This window comes from Streptomyces sp. NPDC015130 (genome assembly GCF_043080005.1).
Classification (GTDB): Bacteria; Actinomycetota; Actinomycetes; order Streptomycetales; family Streptomycetaceae; genus Streptomyces.
Genome location: NZ_JBIBVC010000002.1, coordinates 103,055 through 119,541, shown reverse-complemented (window position 1 = coordinate 119,541; position 16,487 = coordinate 103,055). Strand labels below are relative to the sequence as shown.

Genomic DNA, 16,487 nt, shown 5'->3' with positions numbered 1-16,487 from the left:
AACGCCGCCGAGGGCCGTTGTCAGACCCCACCCGTATGGTCGGAGTTCCTGGTACGAGAGTCCGTCGGAGTCCGCCGAGCAGCGGGAGGAGAGGAGAGCAGTGACGCACACCTGGACCACCGGCGCCGCCGTCTTCCTCCCGGCCGCCCTGCCGCGCGAAGGCCGCGTCGCCTTCTGGGCCCCCGACGGCGGCCCCCTGCCGGAGCTTGCCGGGCCCGGCGGCGGACCGGATTCCTCCGAGGCCGGTCCCGCCGCCCCCGAAGGCGCGGAGCGGGTCGAGCTGACCGTGGTCCGGCGGCACGGGAGCGGCGCCCGCACGCGGGTCGTGCCCGCCGTCACCCTCCCCGTCGCCGCCGCCCTGCCCCATCTCGTCGCGGCCCGCCACCACCCCGCCGCGCACCCCGCCACCGCCTGCTGGGGCGCCGCCGCGCTGCACGCCCTCCAGCTGGTCGCCCGGGGCAGGCTGCTGCCCGGTCTCACCGCCGACGACCTGGACGCCTGGCGGGCCGGCCCGCTGGACGCCGAAGACATCGCCCACCTGCGGGCCGTCGCCGCGGCCATGCCGTACGAGGCGCACGCCGTGCCCGTGTCCGGCCCAGGCCCGCTGCGGCTGCCCGAGCCCGAGGCGCTCGTGCGCGCCTTCCTCGACGCGGTCGCCGACACCCTGCCCCGTACGCCGGCCGCCGTCCACGCGGTCGGGGCACCGTTCGCCGCCCGCACCCCGCAGCACCTGCCCCGCGCGCGTGCCTGGGCGGCGGAGGCCGCCGCCGGGATGGACGCGGGGGTACGGGTCTCGCTCCGCCTCGACCTGTCGGGGTACGAACTCTTCGACATCGCCGACACCGCCGCCGGGGAGGAGAGCGGTGCCGAGCGCCGGGCCGCCGCCGCGATCCTCCAGATCCACAGCCTCGCCGACCCGACCCTCGTCATCGACGCCCTGGCCCTGTGGGAGGGGGAGGGCGAGCACTTCGGGCCGCGCGCCCGGATCGACGCGGTCCTCGCCCTGCGCCGCGCCGCCCGCGTCTGGCCCCCGCTGTCCCGGCTCCTGGAGCGGGACGTGCCCGACGTCCTCGCCGTCACCGAGGACGAGCTGTACGAACTGCTCGGCCCGGCGGCGGCCCGGCTCGCCGACGCCGGGGTCGCCCTCCACTGGCCGCGTGAACTGGCCCGCTCGCTGAGCGCCTCAGCCGTCGTCCGCCCCGCCCTCTCCGCGCCCGGCTCCGCGACCGACGGCACGTCCTTCTTCGACAGCGAGGAGCTCCTGCGGTTCAACTGGCAGCTGGCCCTCGACGGCGATCCCCTCACCGAGCGCGAGATGGACCTGCTCGCCGAGGCCCACCGGCCCGTCGTACGCCTCCGCGACCAGTGGGTCGTCGTCGACCCCGACCTCGTCCGCAAGGCCCGCAAGCGAGAACTGGGCCTGCTGGAGCCGGTCGACGCCCTCGCCGTCGCCCTCACCGGCACCGCGGAGGTGGACGGCGAGACCGTCCCCGCCGTCCCCGTCGGGGCTCTCGCCGCCCTCCGGGACCGGCTCATGGCCGGCCCCGAATCCGTGCAGGCCCCGCCCGGCCTGACCGCGACCCTCCGTGACTACCAGCTCCGCGGCCTCGCCTGGCTGGACCTGATGACCTCGCTCGGCCTCGGCGGCTGCCTCGCCGACGACATGGGCCTCGGCAAGACCGTCACGCTCATCGCCCTCCACCTGCGCCGCGCCCGCCGCGCCCCCACCCTCGTCGTCTGCCCGGCGTCGCTCCTCGGCAACTGGCAGCGGGAGATCGAGAAGTTCGCCCCCGACACCCCGGTCCGCCGCTTCCACGGCGCCGGCCGCGGACTCGACGGGGTCGACGGCGGTTTCGTCCTCACCACCTACGGCACCCTGCGCACCAGCGCTGCCCAACTCGCCGAGCGGGAGTGGGGCATGGTCGTCGCCGACGAGGCACAGCACGTCAAGAACCCGTTCTCCGCCACCGCGAAGGCGCTCCGCGAGATCCCCGCACCGGCGAGGGTCGCCCTGACCGGCACCCCCGTGGAGAACAACCTCTCCGAGCTGTGGGCGCTCCTCGACTGGACCACCCCCGGGCTCCTCGGCCCGCTCAAGGCCTTCCGCTCCCGCCACGCCCGGGCCGTGGAGAACAACGAGGAGATCGAGCACGCGGAGGCCGTCGAGCGGCTCGCCCGGCTCGTCCGGCCCTTCCTGCTGCGCCGCCGCAAGTCGGACCCCGGGATCGTCCCCGAACTGCCGCCCAAGACCGAGTCCGACCACCCCGTGTCGCTCACCAGGGAGCAGGCCTCGCTGTACGAGGCGGTCGTCCGGGAGACGATGGCGCAGATCGAGGCCGCCGAGGGCATGTTCCGTCGCGGGCTCGTCATGAAGCTGCTGACCTCCCTCAAGCAGATCTGCAACCATCCCGCGCAGTACCTCAAGGAGCAGGCGCCGCGCGGCAGCGGCACCGCCCGGCTCGCCGGCCGCTCCGGGAAGCTCGCCCTGCTCGACGAGCTCCTCGACACGATCCTCGCCGAGGACGGGTCCGTGCTCGTCTTCACCCAGTACGTGTCGATGGCCAGGCTCCTCGCCGACCACCTGGCCGCGCGCGGCATCCAGGCCCAACTGCTGCACGGCGGCACCCCGGTGGCCGAGCGCGAGCGGATGGTCGACCGCTTCCAGGCCGGCGAGGTCCCGGTCTTCCTGCTCTCCCTCAAGGCCGCCGGCACCGGCCTCAACCTCACCCGGGCCGGCCACGTCGTGCACTACGACCGCTGGTGGAACCCGGCCGTCGAGGAGCAGGCCACCGACCGGGCCTACCGGATCGGACAGACCCAGCCGGTGCAGGTCCACCGTCTCGTCGCCGAGGGCACGGTGGAGGACCGCATCGCCGAGATGCTGCTCGCCAAGCGCGCCCTGGCCGACGCGGTCCTCGGCTCGGGCGAGGCCGCCCTGACCGAACTGACCGACCGCGAGCTGGCCGACCTGGTGTCCCTGAGGAGGCACGCGTGAACCACCCGCGCTCCGCCCGCGGGGCCCTGCCCCGCCACGACGACCGCCGTCGCAGCTTCCCGCAGGTCGCGCCCCGCGAGGCGCCCGACGGCCGGTTCGCCGCCACCTGGTGGGGGAATGCCTGGGTCGAGGCGCTGGAGGGCACCGCCCTCGACCCGGCGCGCCTCGCCCGCGGGAAGGCGTACGCCGGGCGCGGCCACGTCGACGCGATCACCGTCACCCCCGGCCGGGTCGTCGCCTACGTCCACGGCAGCCGCACCCGCCCGTACCGCACCGAGATCAGGATGCGGACCCTCGGCGACGACGGCTGGGAGCGGTTCCTCGACGAGGCCACCGCCCGCCCCGATCACATCGCCGCCCTCCTCGACAAGGACGTGCCGCACGCCCTGGAGGCCGTCGCCGGCCTGCTGCCCGCACCGGGGGACCTCGTCCCCGACTGCTCCTGCCCGGACGACGGTTACCCCTGCAAGCACGCCGCCGCCCTCTGCTATCAGGCCGCGAGACTCCTCGACGAGGACCCGTTCGTCCTCTTCCTGATGCGCGGTCGCGGTGAGCAGGAGCTGCTCGCCGAGCTCACCCGGCGCAACGCCGCCCGCTCCGCCGCCGAGACGACCGCCGCCGCGCCTCCGATGCCGACGGTCCCCGCCCGCGCCGCGCTCGCCGCGACGGCCGCCGGACTCCTGCCGCTGCCCCGGCCGTTGACGCTCCCCGAGCGACCGGGCCGGCCCGCCGTCTTCCCGCCCGACCCCGAAGCCCCCGATCCCCTGTCCCTCGACCTCCTCGCGAGCGAGGCGGCCGTCCGCGCCCACACCTTCCTCGCCACCGGGCACGACCCGGTCGCCGCGCTCAGCCCCTGGCAGGACGCGGTCCGGCTGGCCGCCGCGCACCCCGGGTCCGGGCTCACCGCCTCCACCCGAGCCCTCTACCGCGATCTGGCCTACGCCCTGGACCGCACGCCCACGGACCTGGCCCGTGCCGTCGCCGCCTGGCGGCAGGGCGGAGCCGCCGGACTCGCCGTCCTGGAGGAGCCCTGGGACCCGCCGGCCGGCCCGTTCGACCGGGCCAGACCCGCGCTGCTCGCCGCCGACTTCCCCGCCTTCCGTCCCTGGCGCAACCGGCTCTCCACGGAATCCCTCCAGCTCAGGCTGGGCCGGGACGGCCTCTGGTACGGCTACGAGTCGGACGGCGGCCGCGAGGACTGGTGGCCGCGCGGCGAGCCCGACCCGGACCCGGTCGGCGCCCTCACCGACCTGCTGGGAACGTGACGGGACGGACTGTCGACACTCGAACGGCGCACCAGGGCACCCCACTCGAAGGAGTGAATCACGCCAACGGCCGGATCCGGCACCCGTGTTTGTCGCGTTGATTCCGGTACGGGCACTTGCCCGTGTACACCTCCGGAAGGCAGGAAGCCATGCGGCAGATTCGCCGAAGTGGTCTGGCGACACTGATGGTCACGGGTGGGGCGCTCGCGCTCTCGGCGGGCGCCGCCCATGCCGACGCCGGCGCGCAGGGCGCCGCGGTCGGTTCGCCCGGAGTGGTCTCCGGCAACACGGTCCAGCTGCCCGTCCACGTGCCGGTCAACGTCTGCGGCAACACGGTCAACGTCATCGGGCTGCTCAACCCGGCGGCAGGCAACAGCTGTGCCAACAAGTCGGCCGCGCCCGAGCCGGGCGGCTACGGCGAGGAGGACGGCGGCGGCCGGTCGCACAAGGACCTGCCCGGCACCCCGCGCGGCGGCGAGCAGGGCGGCGGCTCCCACGGGGGCGGCTCCTCCAACGGCGGTGGCGCCACCGCCGAGACCCACACCGAGGGTTCCCCCGGCATCCTCTCCGGCAACGGCATCCAGCTGCCGATCGACCTCCCGGTGAACGTCACCGGGAACTCGGTCAACGTCGTCGGCATCGGCAACCCGGCCGTCGGCAACACCTCGGTCAACGGCCCGGCCAAGCCGGTCCAGCCGATCGAGAAGCCGACCCCGCGCCCGCAGACGCCCGTCAAGAACGTGCCGGTTCCGAGCACCGAGGTGATCGAGACGCCTGCCCCCGCGCCCGTACCGGCCCCGGCCCACGCGCCGCAGACCGAGTCCGAGTCGGTCGCGCTGGCCGCCACGGGTTCGGACACCGTCGGCTTCGCCGCGGCGGGCAGCGCCGCACTGCTGCTCGGCGGCGCCCTGATGTACCGCCGCGCCCGCCGCGCCGGGGACCAGGCCTGACGGACCGCGTCCCGCGCCGAGGACCAGGCCTGACGGTCCGCTTCCCCGCACGGGGACCAGACCTGACGGTCCGCTCCCTGCACCGGCACCAGGCCTGACGGTCCCCTCCGCGCGCCGGGGACGGGACACCACGTCCTTCCTTCGCGGCCCGGCCGACGCGCGCTGACCCCCGAGCAGTCAGCCGCGTCCCAGGCCGCGCGTGTCCTCGGCGCCGCCGCGCCAGGCCCGGAGGACCGTCTCGATGGCGGGAGCGACCCTCGTCCGGGCCTGGTGCCGGGGGACACCCCGCATCAGCAGGCTGTCGTACGGCGTGTCGACATGCCGTACGGAGGCGCGTACGGCGGCGGTGACGGCGCCCCGGTCGAGCGACCGGCCCGCGGCCGTGCGCCCCACGCGCCCGCTGCCCTTCGCAGAGGCGTGCTCGGAGATCTCCGTGGCCCGGTCCGCAGGGCAGGACGGGAACAGCCGGAGGATCTCGGCCCGCAGGGTCGCGGTGATCTCCGCGTCGACCGCCGCCCGGCGTGCCGCGTCCCGGGCCCGCCGCCTGGCGCGCGCCTCCGCGTCCGCCAGGCAGGCCGCCTCCGCCCGTGCCAGCGCCGCCTCTTCGACGAGCAGGCCCTGGCGCTCGTACCGTGTGCGGCGCCTGTTGTGCCGTACCACCACCGCCCAGAGGGCGCTGCCCTCCCTCGCGCGTCGGGTGAGCGCCGTGTCCCCCCGCCGCAGGAAGACCAGGTGGCCGAGATCCGCGCAGTCCAGGCAGATCAGCGCGTTGAACTCGACGACCATCCGCTCCAGGGGGCCCTGGAGGCACTCCGAGCAGCGGCGCCGCCGCAGCGGCTCCACGACGACGGGCGCGACGAGGTCCACGTCCGGTCCCCTCTCAGCGGACGCCGGGCGCGGCGGCGGCGATGAACGCGGCGAGGGACTCCTTCGCCTTCTCCGAGCGGCGGGCCCGGTCCGCCTCGTCGACCGCGTCGTGCATGCAGTGGGACTCCACGAAGGCCGCCTCGGCGAGCCGCCGGGTCTCCGGGTCGTCGCAGACCAGCTGGACGCGGAAGAGGGCCTGTCGGGCGGCGGTGCGCTGCCGGTAGGAGGCGTGGCGGGACTCCTCCGCCTCCTTCGAGCCGGGCTTCATGGCCGCGCGGAACCAGCGGTCGTTCTGGCTGTGCCGGTACTCGACGACCGCGCCCGCGAAGGCGCTGTACGTCTCGATCCGCTCCTGGCGCAGCTGCTCGTTCCGGGCGAGCGCGGCTGTCCGCTCGGTGGTCCGTCCCTGGAACCAGTGCGTGGCGATCACGCCCAGCAGTGTTCCCATCACGGCTATCAGCGCCACATCCATGACCGGCCGGCCTCCCCGTTCCCCCGGCCGAAGTCCTCGGCCGATTCGCTCGTCCGTGCCCGAAGATCTTCGGACCCTCAGATCATGACAGCCGGGGGGCGGGACGTCACTGGCGGTAGCTGCTCAGGAAGCGGCCGATGCGGCTGATGGCGGCGTCGAGGTCGTCGGCGTACGGCAGGGTAAGGATGCGGAAGTGGTCCGGGCGCGGCCAGTTGAAGCCCGTGCCCTGGACGACCTGGATCTTCTCCCGCAGCAGCAGGTCGAGGACGAACTTCTCGTCGTCGTGGATCCTGTGCACGGCGGGGTCGAGGCGCGGGAAGGCGTACAGCGCGCCCTTCGGCTTCACGCAGGAGACGCCGGGGATCTCGTTGAGCTTCTCCCAGGCCCGGTCGCGCTGTTCGCGCAGTCGGCCGCCCGGTGCGGTGAGCTCGTGGATCGACTGCCGGCCGCCGAGCGCGGCCTGGATGGCGTACTGGGCGGGGGCGTTGGGGCAGAGCCGCATGGAGGCCAGCATGGTGAGGCCCTCCAGGTAGTTCCTGGCGTGCTGCTTCGGACCGCTGACGACCAGCCAGCCGGAGCGGAAGCCCGCCACCCGGTAGGTCTTGGAGAGCCCGCCGAAGGTGAGGACGACCAGGTCGGGTGCGAGCGAGGCGGCCGGGTGGTGGACGGCCTCGTCGTAGACGATCTGGTCGTAGATCTCGTCGGCGAGGACCATCAGGCCGTGGCGCCGGGCGAGTTCGAAGATGCCGTCCAGGATCTCCTTCGGGTAGACGGCGCCGGTCGGGTTGTTCGGGTTGATGACGACGACGGCCTTGGTGCGGTCGGTGATCTTCGACGCCATGTCGTCGAGGTCCGGGTACCAGTCGGCGGCCTCGTCGCACAGGTAGTGCACGGGCTTGCCGCCGGCGAGCGTGACCACCGCCGTCCACAGCGGGTAGTCGGGGGCGGGTACGAGGACCTCGTCGCCGTCCTCGAGGAGGGCCTGGACGGCCATCGAGATCAGCTCGGACACGCCGTTGCCGAGGAAGACGTCGTCGACGTCCACGTCGGACAGGCCCATGGACTGGTAGCGCTGGGCGACCGCGCGGCGGGCGGAGAGGATGCCTCGGGAGTCGGTGTAGCCGTGGGCCTTCGGGAGCATCCGGATCATGTCCTGGACGATCTCCTCGGGCGCCTCGAAGCCGAAGAGCGCCGGGTTGCCGGTGTTGAGGCGCAGGACGCTGTGGCCCGCCTCCTCCAGCGCGTTGGCGTGCTCGATCACCGGGCCGCGGATCTCGTAGCAGACCTCGCTCAGCTTGCTCGACTGCCGGAACTCCATGTCCGACCTCCCCAGGTCCCCGAAATCAGTGTTGCTTGGTTTTACCAAGTTCGAGCTTGGAAAGTCCAACAACATGTCTAGACTGCGTCGCATGCCACGTCAGCCACGCCGCCGCAGCTACGACCAGCACTGCGCCGCAGCGCGCGCCCTCGACCTCGTCGGCGACCGCTGGACCCTGCTCGTCGTCCGCGAACTCCTCGCCGGGCCGCGCCGCTACACCGACCTCCACGCCGATCTCCCGGGCGTCAGCACCGACATGCTCGCCGGGCGCCTCAAGGACATGGAGGGTGCCGAGCTCGTCACCCGCCGCCGACTGCCGCCGCCCGCCTCGGCGTTCGTGTACGAACTCACCCCCCGCGGCCGGGACCTGCTGCCCGTGCTGCGCTCGCTCGCCGCGTGGGGGGCGCCCGAGCTGGGCGAACCGCGGCCGACCGACGCCGTCCGCGCGCACTGGTACGCGATCCCGCTCCTGGGACCGCTCGCGGAACTGGGCCCGGGGGTCGTGCAGGTGAGCCTGGACGAGGGGGAGTTCCACGTGCGGATCGGCGGCGAGGGCGGTGCGGAGTACGGCGACGGGGTCTACGGCGGGTCGTACGACGGCGGTACGGCCGCCGGTCCCGACGTCCTGCTGCGGACCGACGCGGCGACCTGCCGGGCCCTCGCGGAAGGCGAGTTGACGCTCGCGGCGGCGGTCGGTTCGGGGCGCGCCGTCGTCACGTCGGGCGCGGCCTCGGCGTCCCCCGCGTGACCTGACCGCTGCCCGAGGGGGCGCCGGCCGGGACGGGCGACACATCGGGGTACGACTCCGCCAGGGCCGCCGCGAGCCGGTTCCGGGCCTCCGTCTGCGCCGCGATCCGCGCGTCGAGGACGGCCAGCCGCTCGCGGGCGATCTCCAGCCCTCGGGCGGACGGCGCGGCCGACGCGACGTCCCCGTCCAGGCACGAGCGGAAGGCGGACACGTCGTCGAGAGTGAGTCCGGCGGCCAGCAGGTGCCGGATGTTCGCGACGCGCGCGACGGCACCCTCCCCGTACACCCGGTACCCGTTGTCCGCCCGGGCGGACGCGATCAGGCCCGCCTGCTCGTAGTGGCGCAGCGCGCGCGGCGACACCCCTGTCCGCCGGGCCAGTTCACCGATGCGCAAGGACGCCACCTCCGGACGCAGTCGTATCACGTGACCAGTCCACCCCCGTCGACGGGCAGGACGGCGCCGGTCACGAACGCGGCGTCGGGCGCGGCCAGCGAGGTGATCACCCGAGCGACCTCCTCGGGCCTGCCGAGGCGGCCCAGCGGGGTGTGCGCGAGCTGCCACGCCCGCAGCGCCGCCAAGCGGTCGGGGGACAGGCCCATGTGCTCGGCGATCGGGGTGTCGATGGCGCCGGGCGCGACGGCCACCACGCGGACCCCGGCGGGCGCGAGCTCCAGCGCCCAGCACCCGGTCAGGGTCTCCAAAGCGCTCTTGGTCGCCGGATACACGGAGTTGGCGGGCCAGCCGCGCTGCCCGACCGCCGTCGACACGTTCACCACCACGCCCCGGGACTCCTTGAGCGCGGGCACGGCGGCCTGGGTGAGGAGGACGGGGGCGACGAGGTTCGTCTCCAGGAGCGGGGTGATCACCGAGCGGTCGAGCGTGCCGAGCGGGCCTCCGGAGGCGATCCCGGCGTTGTTGACGAGGACGTCGAGGCGCCCGTGGACGGTCACGGCCGCCGCGACGATCTCCTCGGCGGCGCCCTCCGCCGTCACGTCCGCGACGAACGGACGGATCCCGGGGTGCCCCTCGGCGGCCTCTCGCAGCGGCTCCTCCCTGCGTCCGACGGCGACGACCGTCGCCCCCTGCCGGGCGAAGGCGCGCGCGGCGGCCCGGCCGATGCCGGTGCCCGCGCCGGTGACGACGACAATCCTGGTGTCTGTGGTGTCCATGAATCCGATGGTCGAACAGTGACGCCAGTGACAAGGTCAAGCCGTGACGGCGCGGAATGCGCCGGGACGCGGGGGAACGGCGGGCAGGATGAGTGGGATGCGATACGAGGCGATCACCTGGGAACGGCTGGCCGGCACGCTCGCCGGGCACCTGGACGCGGCCACGCCCGGTGACGGCGGGCCGTGGCTCAAGGTCGGCATCGACGGGCCGCCGGCCGCACCCGGCGGCGAGCTGGCCGGGCTCCTCACCGAGGCGCTCCGGGCGCGCGGCCGGGCCGTGCACGTCGCCGGGACCGGCGGCTTCCTGCGTCCGGCCTCACTCCGGTACGAGTACGGGAAGCAGGACCCCGACGCGTACTACGACGGGTGGACCGACGTCGGGGCCCTCTGGCGCGAGGTGTTCACGCCGCTGGAGCCCGGCGGCACCGGACGCGTGCTGCCCGACCTGTGGGACCCGGCCACGGACCGGGCGACCCGCAGCCCGTACGTCACGCTGCCGCCCGGCGGTGTGCTGCTGCTCCACGGGCCGTTCCTCCTCGGCCACTGGTTCCCCTTCGACCTCACCGTCCACCTGCGCCTCTCGGTCGGCGCCCTGGCCCGGCGCACCGAGGAGTCCTGGACGCTGCCCGCCTTCGCGCGGTACGAGACGGAGGTCGACCCCACCGCGACCGCCGATGTGGTCGTCCGCGCCGACGACCCGCGCCACCCGGCCTGGACCGGGCTGGGCGGCGGCGACGGGGAGTGACGCCGGTCGACGCGGGGACGGGCGCGGGCGGCCGGGCCTGAACGAGCAGGCGGGGCAGGGCGGCGCCCAGGGCGTGTTGCGAAAGTCCCGCCTGCCCGACGGCGTCTGGCACGCACGCTCGCCGCGTTGTCGGGATCACCCTGATACATCCAGTATCGGGGTGACCCTCCGCCTTGCGATCGCACGCACCAGACGCCGTCGGGCCCGCCCTTCGGGCGGCCGGCGCTACTTTCGCAACACGCCCTAAGAAGACTCCGAAGGTCGGCCTCCCACGAGGCCGACGGCCTCCGCGCCCGCGCGGCAGCCGGCCTCGGCCGCCTTCGCGGCGTCCGCGCCGGCGAGCCGGGCCGCCAGGAACGCCCCGGTGAACGCGTCGCCCGCGCCCGTCGAGTCCACCCGCAGCGCCGCGGGGACCGGGGGCGCCGCCACGCGTGCCGTGACCGCGCCGTCCTCGGCGATCAGCGCGCCCGCAGCGCCGAGGGTGACCACGACCAGGGGATGACGTCGGCTCAGCTCCGCGGCCGCCGCCTCCGGTTCACGGCCCCCGGCCAGCAGCCGGGCCTCGTCGGCGTTGGGCAGGAGCACGTCGGCGCCCGCGGCCGCCGTCAGGAACTCCTCCACCCCCAGCTCCGCGAGGAACCCCGCCGAGGCCGGGTCCACGCTCACCGGGACGCCCGCCTCCCGCGCGTCCCGCAGCGCCCTCCGGGCCGTCTCGCGGCTCGTCGGGGCGAAGAACAGGTAGCCCGACAGGTGCAGTGCGGCCACGCCGTCGAGCAGGCCGGCCGTCCAGTCGGCGGGGGAGAGGCGCAGGGCGGCGCCGCTGTCGGTGAGGAAGGTCCGCTCGGCCGAGGCGTCGACGAGCGCGATCACGGTGGCCGTCGCCGCCTCCGGGTCCTGGACGAGCAGCGGGCGCACCCCGGCACGTCTCAGCGCCCGCTCGTGCCAGTCCGCCGCGTCCGTCCCGACCCGGCCGAGCAGCCGCACGTCCGGGCAGCCGGAACGCACCGCCCAGCAGGCGGCGTTGGCGCCGGCGCCGCCCGGGAGGGTCCTGATCTCCGCCGCCGTGTCGGTCGCGGCTGCGAGGGGTGTCCGGTGCCGGGCGACGACGTCCGTCACCACGTCCCCGACGACCAGCAGCGCGCGCCCCGGCGGCCTCACCGGCCGCCCGCGACGCCGGGCGCTCCCGGTCCGGGCGCCCCCGCGTCCGGTGACCCCTCGTCTCGTGCCCCCGCGTCCGGTGACCCCTCGTCCCGTGCCTCCGCGTCCGGTGACCCTGCCTTCCGTGCTCCCCCTCCCGGTGTCCCCGCGCCGTACGCCTTCGCGATCCGGGCCGCGAGCCGGACGTTGCCCCGGACCGCCGCGAGGTTCGCCTCCAGGGACGCGCCCTCCGTGTGCACCGTCAGGTATTCGAGCAGGAACGGCGTCACCGCCTGGCCCGTGATCGCCTTCTCCTTCGCCGTCGCGAGCCCTCTCGCGAGGACCCGGTCGTGGAGCGCGGGGTCCAGCTGCTCCGCCTCCGGCACCGGGTTGGCCACGACGAGCGCGGACTGCCGTCCGCCGAGCGCGTCCTGGGCGCGTATGACCGCCGCCACCTCCTCGGGGCTCCGCAGGGTCCAGTCGACGGGCTCGCCCGAGGAGGTCAGGTAGAACCCGGGGAAGTGCTCCGTGCCGTACCCGACGACCGTGACCCCCAGCGTCTCCAGGCGCTGCAGCGTCGCCGGCACGTCGAGGATCGACTTCACCCCGGCGCACACCACGGTGATCCCGACCTCGGCGAGCAGCCGCAGGTCGGCCGATTCGTCCTGCGTCTCGCCCCACTCGCGGTGCACACCGCCGAGGCCGCCGGTCGCGAACACCCGTATGCCCGCCGAGTCCGCGAGCCACGCCGTCGCCGAGACCGTCGTCGCGCCCGTCACCCCGGTCGCCAGGGCGGGGGCCAGATCGCGGTGGCCCAGCTTCCGTACCGACGGGTCTTCCGCGATCCGGACCAGTGCCGCGTGCTCCAGGCCCACCCGGGCGGTGCCGTCGATCACGGCGACGGTGGCCGGGACGGCGCCCCCGGCCCGTACGAGCCCCTCCAGCTCCAGGGCGACGGCGAGGTTGCGCGGGCGGGGCAGACCGTGGGCGATGATCGTCGATTCCAGCGCGACGACGGGACGGCCCTCGTGGAGCGCCTCCCGTACCTCTTCGGACACCTGTGTGGACATGTCCCATTCCTGGCGCGACCACGGGCCCCGCAAACCTCGGTGGCGAGCTCCTGCCACACACCGCACCACCGTCGGCCACGGCTGCGGAATCCGTCACGGCGGCTCCGCTCCGGCGGCCGGGCACCGGCGAGGCGCCCCGGCACGCCTCGCCGGGGGCGTGGTGCGGAATTCGTCGCCGTCGTCGCATTCGGGTAAGTCGCCTGGTAGGAGCCGAAGCGGAGTGATCTGTTCCATCCGGTCCCGGTCCCTGAGCGGCTCCGGACCCCCGCTACAGTCACCGCCCATGACGACACATGACGCGCCTTCCTTCGCCGTGCACATCCCCGACGCGGAGCTCGAGGCGGACCCGCTCGACCCCGCCCAGATCGTCTCCGGCACGCCCGAGGTGACGGGCAAGGTGCTGTGGGAGTCCGCCGACGGAAAGCAGGTGCGGGGCATCTGGCAGATCACGCCCGGCGTCGTCACCGACACCGAGGCCAACGAGCTCTTCGTGGTGGTCAGCGGCCGGGCGACCGTCGCCGTCGAGGGCGGGGAGACGCTGGAGATCGGCCCCGGTGACGCGTGCGTGCTCCGCGAGGGCGACCGGACGACCTGGACCGTGCACGAGACCCTCCGCAAGGCGTACCACATCAGCCTCTGAGGACTCCCGGGGTGCCGGCGGAGGGGGCTCCGACGCCCGTGGGCGGCAGGGCAGTTCGAGGTCTGGTAGGAAACCTTCCTATCCGCTAGCATCCCGGCCAGCGGCTTGGCGCGGCGCCCGACCACACGGGCGTGACGCGCTCAGCGAGAGCTCTGACCCGGCCGCCGAGCACCACCCTGCCGCCCGGCGCCCGAATCGCCGCGCGGCAGGGCCCTCGTGCTCCGCACCGGTGTCCAGCTCTCGCCGACCCCTCAGGCCAGGGAGCCCAGGAATGCGCCTGCCCGCCTCCACACCACCGCGCAGCACCCCCGCCACCACCCTCACGCCCCCGCTCACCACCACCCGGCTGACCTTCGTCCTCACCGCCGTCCTGCTGCTCGTCGGCGGACTCCTGCTCGCCCTCCCGGACCGGGCCGGCGCCGCCGCCGACACCCTGATCTCCCAGGGCCGACCGGCCACCTCCTCCTCCGTCGAGGACAGCACGTTCGGCCCGGAGAAGGCCTTCGACGGCGTGTCCACCACCCGCTGGGCCAGCGCCGAGGGCGTCGACCCGCAGTGGATCCGCGTCGACCTCGGCGCCGGGGCCACCGTCTCCCGCGTCAAGCTCGTCTGGGAGGCCGCCTACGCCAAGGCCTACCGCGTCGAGATCTCCGCCGACGGCACCACCTGGACCCGCCTCGCCACCGAGACCGCCGGGAACGGCGGCACGGACGACTGGACCGGACTCACCGGCCAGGGCCGTCACCTGCGCGTCTACGGGACCGCCCGCGGCACCTCGTACGGCTACTCCCTCTTCACGGTCGAGGTCTACGGCACGACCAGCACCACGCCCCCGCCCGCCGGCGCCTTCACCGTCGTCGCGGCCGGGGACATCGCCGCCCAGTGCACGGCCTCCAGCAGCTCCTGCGCCCACCCCAAAACGGCGGCCCTGGCGCAGCGGATCGCCCCGTCCTTCTACCTGACCATGGGCGACAACCAGTACGACGACGCCCTGCTCTCCGACTTCCGCGCCTACTACGACAAGACCTGGGGCGCCTTCAAGGCGAAGACCCGGCCCGTGCCCGGCAACCACGAGACCTACGACCCGGCCGGCCCGCTCGCCGGCTACAAGTCGTACTTCGGGTCGATCGCCTACCCCCAGGGCAAGCCCTACTACAGCTACGACCAGGGCAACTGGCACTTCGTCGCCCTCGACTCCAACTCCTTCGACGACCCCGCGCAGATCCAGTGGCTCAAGGACGACCTCGCACGGAACACCAAGGGCTGCCTCGCCGCCTACTTCCACCACCCGCTGTACTCCTCCGGCGGCCACGGCAACGACCCGGTCTCCAAGCCTGTCTGGAAGATCCTCTACGGCGCCAAGGCCGACCTCGTGCTCAACGGCCACGACCACCACTACGAGCGCTTCGCCCCGCAGGACCCCGAAGGGCGGGCCACCGCCGACGGCATCGTCGAGATCGTCGGCGGCATGGGCGGGGCCGAGCCCTACGACATCGAGACGGTCCAGCCGAACAGCCAGAAGCGCATCAGCGGCCCGTACGGCGTCCTGAAGCTGGACCTCACCGACACCACCTACACCTGGCAGTACGTCGGCACCGACAACCAGGTGAAGGACTCCGGCCCGACCTACACCTGCCACTGATGTACCTCGCGACCACCGGTCGCCGCGACGCGCCGCCCGCCCCCTCGCGGGGCGGTCGGCGCGTCCCGGGCACCGTCCTCGCCCTCGGCGCGGTCAGCCTGGTCACCGACGTCTCCTCGGAGATGGTGACCGCCGTGCTGCCGCTCTACCTCGTCGTCGGACTCGGCCTCTCCCCGCTCCAGTTCGGCCTGCTCGACGGCCTCTCCACCGGCGCCACCGCGCTCGTACGGATCCTCGGCGGCGCCACCGCCGACCGCGGAGGACGCCACAAGCAGGTCGGCGGGGTCGGCTACGCCCTCTCGGCCTGCTCCCGCCTCGGCCTCCTCCTCGCGGGCGGCACGGCCGGCGGGATCGCCGCGGCCATCACCGCCGACCTGCTCGGCAAGGGCGTCCGCACGGCCCCGCGCGACGCGCTCATCACCCTGCACAGCCCACCCGAGGAGCTGGGCCGGGCCTTCGGCACCCACCGGGCCATGGACACCACCGGGGCCCTCCTGGGCCCGTTGGCCGCCTTCGCCCTGCTGTGGGCCACGGCGGAGGCGTACGAGGCGGTCTTCGCCGTCAGCTTCTGCGTCGGGCTGCTCGGCGTCCTGCTGTGGGTGCTGTTCGTCCCGGGGCGCCGGCGGACCCCGAAGGCGCCGCAACGGCCGACCGTGTCGGAACGGCCGACCTTGCGGGGGCGGCCGACCGTGCCGCAACGGCCGACCGCGCCGGGCCGGTCCGACGCGCCGGCGCCGCCGTCGGCCGTGCCGGGTCCCCGCCCCACCGCCGAACCGGCGCCACGCGCGCGGGGAGGGGTCTTCACCGCGCTGCGCTCGCCCGCGTTCCGCCGGATCCTCCTCTGCGCCGCCCTCCTCGGCGCGACCACGATCGGCGACGCGTTCCTCTACCTGCTGCTCCAGCAGCGGCTCGAACTCGACGCCACCTGGTTCCCGTTCCTGCCGCTCGGCGCCGCCGTCGTCTACCTGCTGCTCGCCGTCCCGGCGGGCCGCCTCGCCGACCGGGTCGGCCGCCGCAGGCCGTTCCTGTACGGGCACGGGGCCCTGCTCCTCGCGTACGGGCTGCTCCTCGCCCCCGTGACGGACGCCCTCCTCCTCGGAGGGGTCCTCGTGCTCATCGGCACCTTCTACGCGGCCACCGACGGCGTCCTGATGGCCCTGACCGGCCCCTTTCTCACCGAGGGGCGCCAGGCGGGCGGGCTCGCGCTCGTGCAGACCGCACAGGCGCTGGCCCGACTCGGCGCCGCCGTCGCGTTCGGCGCCGTCTGGACGGCGAGCGGGCCGCGCACGGCCCTCGTGGCGGCGGTCCTGGCCCTCGCCGCGGCCCTGTGCTGCGCCGCCAGGTTCCTTCCCACGAGCGGACCGCCGGCCCCGGGTCCGCGGCAGACCGCGAGCGGCCCGCCGGCCCCGCGGCCCCGGCAGACCGCGAGCCCGCCCGCCGCACCCACGCCCCTCCGAGAGGACTGACC

14 protein-coding genes and 1 pseudogene are annotated in these 16,487 nt (G+C 74.7%); 8 read left to right on the top strand and 7 right to left on the bottom strand.

The annotated features are described in order from the left end of the window. Positions 1-100 precede the first annotated feature (100 nt). The 3 genes from ACF08F_RS03885 (at position 101) to ACF08F_RS03875 (ending at position 5,210) form a co-directional block, all read left to right on the top strand. The gene (locus ACF08F_RS03885; RefSeq protein WP_392296896.1) at positions 101-2,995 is read left to right on the top strand and encodes a DEAD/DEAH box helicase; all 2,895 of its coding nucleotides are present in this window, start codon (positions 101-103) and stop codon (positions 2,993-2,995) included. After that, positions 2,992-4,260, top strand: a complete 1,269-nt coding sequence (locus ACF08F_RS03880) for an SWIM zinc finger family protein (protein WP_392296895.1) — start codon at positions 2,992-2,994, stop codon at positions 4,258-4,260. Before ACF08F_RS03885 ends, ACF08F_RS03880 begins: the two co-directional genes overlap by 4 nt. Positions 4,261-4,409: 149 nt before the next feature. Next, the gene (locus ACF08F_RS03875; RefSeq protein WP_392296894.1) at positions 4,410-5,210 is read left to right on the top strand and encodes a chaplin; all 801 of its coding nucleotides are present in this window, start codon (positions 4,410-4,412) and stop codon (positions 5,208-5,210) included. A gap of 177 nt (positions 5,211-5,387) precedes the next feature. Here ACF08F_RS03875 and ACF08F_RS03870 read toward each other — a convergent pair whose 3' ends face one another. The 3 genes from ACF08F_RS03870 to ACF08F_RS03860 form a co-directional block, all read right to left on the bottom strand. Next, positions 5,388-6,077: a DUF2293 domain-containing protein gene (locus ACF08F_RS03870; protein WP_392296893.1), complete on the bottom strand. Its 690-nt coding sequence runs from the start codon at positions 6,075-6,077 to the stop codon at positions 5,388-5,390. 13 nt (positions 6,078-6,090) lie between these two features. After that, the gene (locus ACF08F_RS03865; protein WP_392296892.1) at positions 6,091-6,549 is read right to left on the bottom strand and encodes a hypothetical protein; all 459 of its coding nucleotides are present in this window, start codon (positions 6,547-6,549) and stop codon (positions 6,091-6,093) included. 106 nt (positions 6,550-6,655) lie between these two features. Beyond that, on the bottom strand, positions 6,656-7,867 hold the full coding sequence (locus tag ACF08F_RS03860; RefSeq protein ID WP_392296891.1) for a pyridoxal phosphate-dependent aminotransferase: 1,212 nt from the start codon (positions 7,865-7,867) through the stop codon (positions 6,656-6,658). A 91-nt stretch (positions 7,868-7,958) separates the two neighbouring features. On the opposite strand from ACF08F_RS03860, the gene ACF08F_RS03855 reads away from it, so the two are divergent. Further along, complete coding sequence (locus ACF08F_RS03855) at positions 7,959-8,615, top strand: winged helix-turn-helix transcriptional regulator (RefSeq protein WP_392296890.1); 657 nt, start codon at positions 7,959-7,961, stop codon at positions 8,613-8,615. Here ACF08F_RS03855 and ACF08F_RS03850 read toward each other — a convergent pair. After that, entirely contained in the window at positions 8,581-9,009 is a 429-nt protein-coding gene (locus ACF08F_RS03850) for a MerR family transcriptional regulator (protein ID WP_392296889.1), read from the bottom strand. The two genes, ACF08F_RS03855 and ACF08F_RS03850, sit on opposite strands and share 35 nt — an antisense overlap. 26 nt (positions 9,010-9,035) lie before the next feature. After that, on the bottom strand, positions 9,036-9,785 hold the full coding sequence (locus ACF08F_RS03845; protein ID WP_392296888.1) for an SDR family NAD(P)-dependent oxidoreductase: 750 nt from the start codon (positions 9,783-9,785) through the stop codon (positions 9,036-9,038). A 97-nt stretch (positions 9,786-9,882) separates the two neighbouring features. On the opposite strand from ACF08F_RS03845, the gene ACF08F_RS03840 reads away from it, so the two are divergent. Beyond that, positions 9,883-10,530, top strand: coding sequence for a uridine kinase (locus tag ACF08F_RS03840; RefSeq protein ID WP_392297317.1), 648 nt, complete (start codon positions 9,883-9,885; stop codon positions 10,528-10,530). A 243-nt stretch (positions 10,531-10,773) separates the two neighbouring features. Here the strand turns inward: ACF08F_RS03840 and ACF08F_RS03835 are convergent, their stop codons facing one another. Further along, entirely contained in the window at positions 10,774-11,688 is a 915-nt protein-coding gene (locus ACF08F_RS03835; protein ID WP_392296887.1) for a carbohydrate kinase family protein, read from the bottom strand. A 146-nt stretch (positions 11,689-11,834) separates the two neighbouring features. After that, positions 11,835-12,737 (bottom strand): annotated as a pseudogene (locus ACF08F_RS03830) (pseudouridine-5'-phosphate glycosidase); the annotation flags it as partial. Between the two features lie 283 nt (positions 12,738-13,020). On the opposite strand from ACF08F_RS03830, the gene ACF08F_RS03825 reads away from it, so the two are divergent. The 3 genes from ACF08F_RS03825 (at position 13,021) to ACF08F_RS03815 (ending at position 16,485) form a co-directional block, all read left to right on the top strand. Then, positions 13,021-13,377 carry a cupin domain-containing protein gene (locus ACF08F_RS03825; protein ID WP_024761994.1) on the top strand — a complete coding sequence of 119 codons (357 nt, stop codon included), beginning with the start codon at positions 13,021-13,023 and terminating at the stop codon, positions 13,375-13,377. 271 nt (positions 13,378-13,648) lie between these two features. Further along, positions 13,649-15,019: a discoidin domain-containing protein gene (locus tag ACF08F_RS03820; RefSeq protein ID WP_392296886.1), complete on the top strand. Its 1,371-nt coding sequence runs from the start codon at positions 13,649-13,651 to the stop codon at positions 15,017-15,019. After that, on the top strand, positions 15,019-16,485 hold the full coding sequence (locus tag ACF08F_RS03815; RefSeq protein WP_392296885.1) for an MFS transporter: 1,467 nt from the start codon (positions 15,019-15,021) through the stop codon (positions 16,483-16,485). Before ACF08F_RS03820 ends, ACF08F_RS03815 begins: the two co-directional genes overlap by 1 nt. The last annotated feature ends 2 nt before the right edge of the window (positions 16,486-16,487 follow it).

What these genes read in the sequence shown, in the direction of transcription:
- ACF08F_RS03875 (WP_392296894.1), top strand. Translation starts at nt 4,410, where the DNA reads ATGCGGCAGATTCGCCGAAGTGGTCTGGCGACACTGATGGTCACGGGT.
- ACF08F_RS03865 (WP_392296892.1), bottom strand. Translation starts at nt 6,549, where the DNA reads ATGGATGTGGCGCTGATAGCCGTGATGGGAACACTGCTGGGCGTGATC.
- ACF08F_RS03860 (WP_392296891.1), bottom strand. Translation starts at nt 7,867, where the DNA reads ATGGAGTTCCGGCAGTCGAGCAAGCTGAGCGAGGTCTGCTACGAGATC.
- ACF08F_RS03855 (WP_392296890.1), top strand. Translation starts at nt 7,959, where the DNA reads ATGCCACGTCAGCCACGCCGCCGCAGCTACGACCAGCACTGCGCCGCA.
- ACF08F_RS03845 (WP_392296888.1), bottom strand. Translation starts at nt 9,785, where the DNA reads ATGGACACCACAGACACCAGGATTGTCGTCGTCACCGGCGCGGGCACC.
- ACF08F_RS03840 (WP_392297317.1), top strand. Translation starts at nt 9,883, where the DNA reads ATGCGATACGAGGCGATCACCTGGGAACGGCTGGCCGGCACGCTCGCC.
- ACF08F_RS03825 (WP_024761994.1), top strand. Translation starts at nt 13,021, where the DNA reads ATGACGACACATGACGCGCCTTCCTTCGCCGTGCACATCCCCGACGCG.
- ACF08F_RS03820 (WP_392296886.1), top strand. Translation starts at nt 13,649, where the DNA reads ATGCGCCTGCCCGCCTCCACACCACCGCGCAGCACCCCCGCCACCACC.
- ACF08F_RS03815 (WP_392296885.1), top strand. Translation starts at nt 15,019, where the DNA reads ATGTACCTCGCGACCACCGGTCGCCGCGACGCGCCGCCCGCCCCCTCG.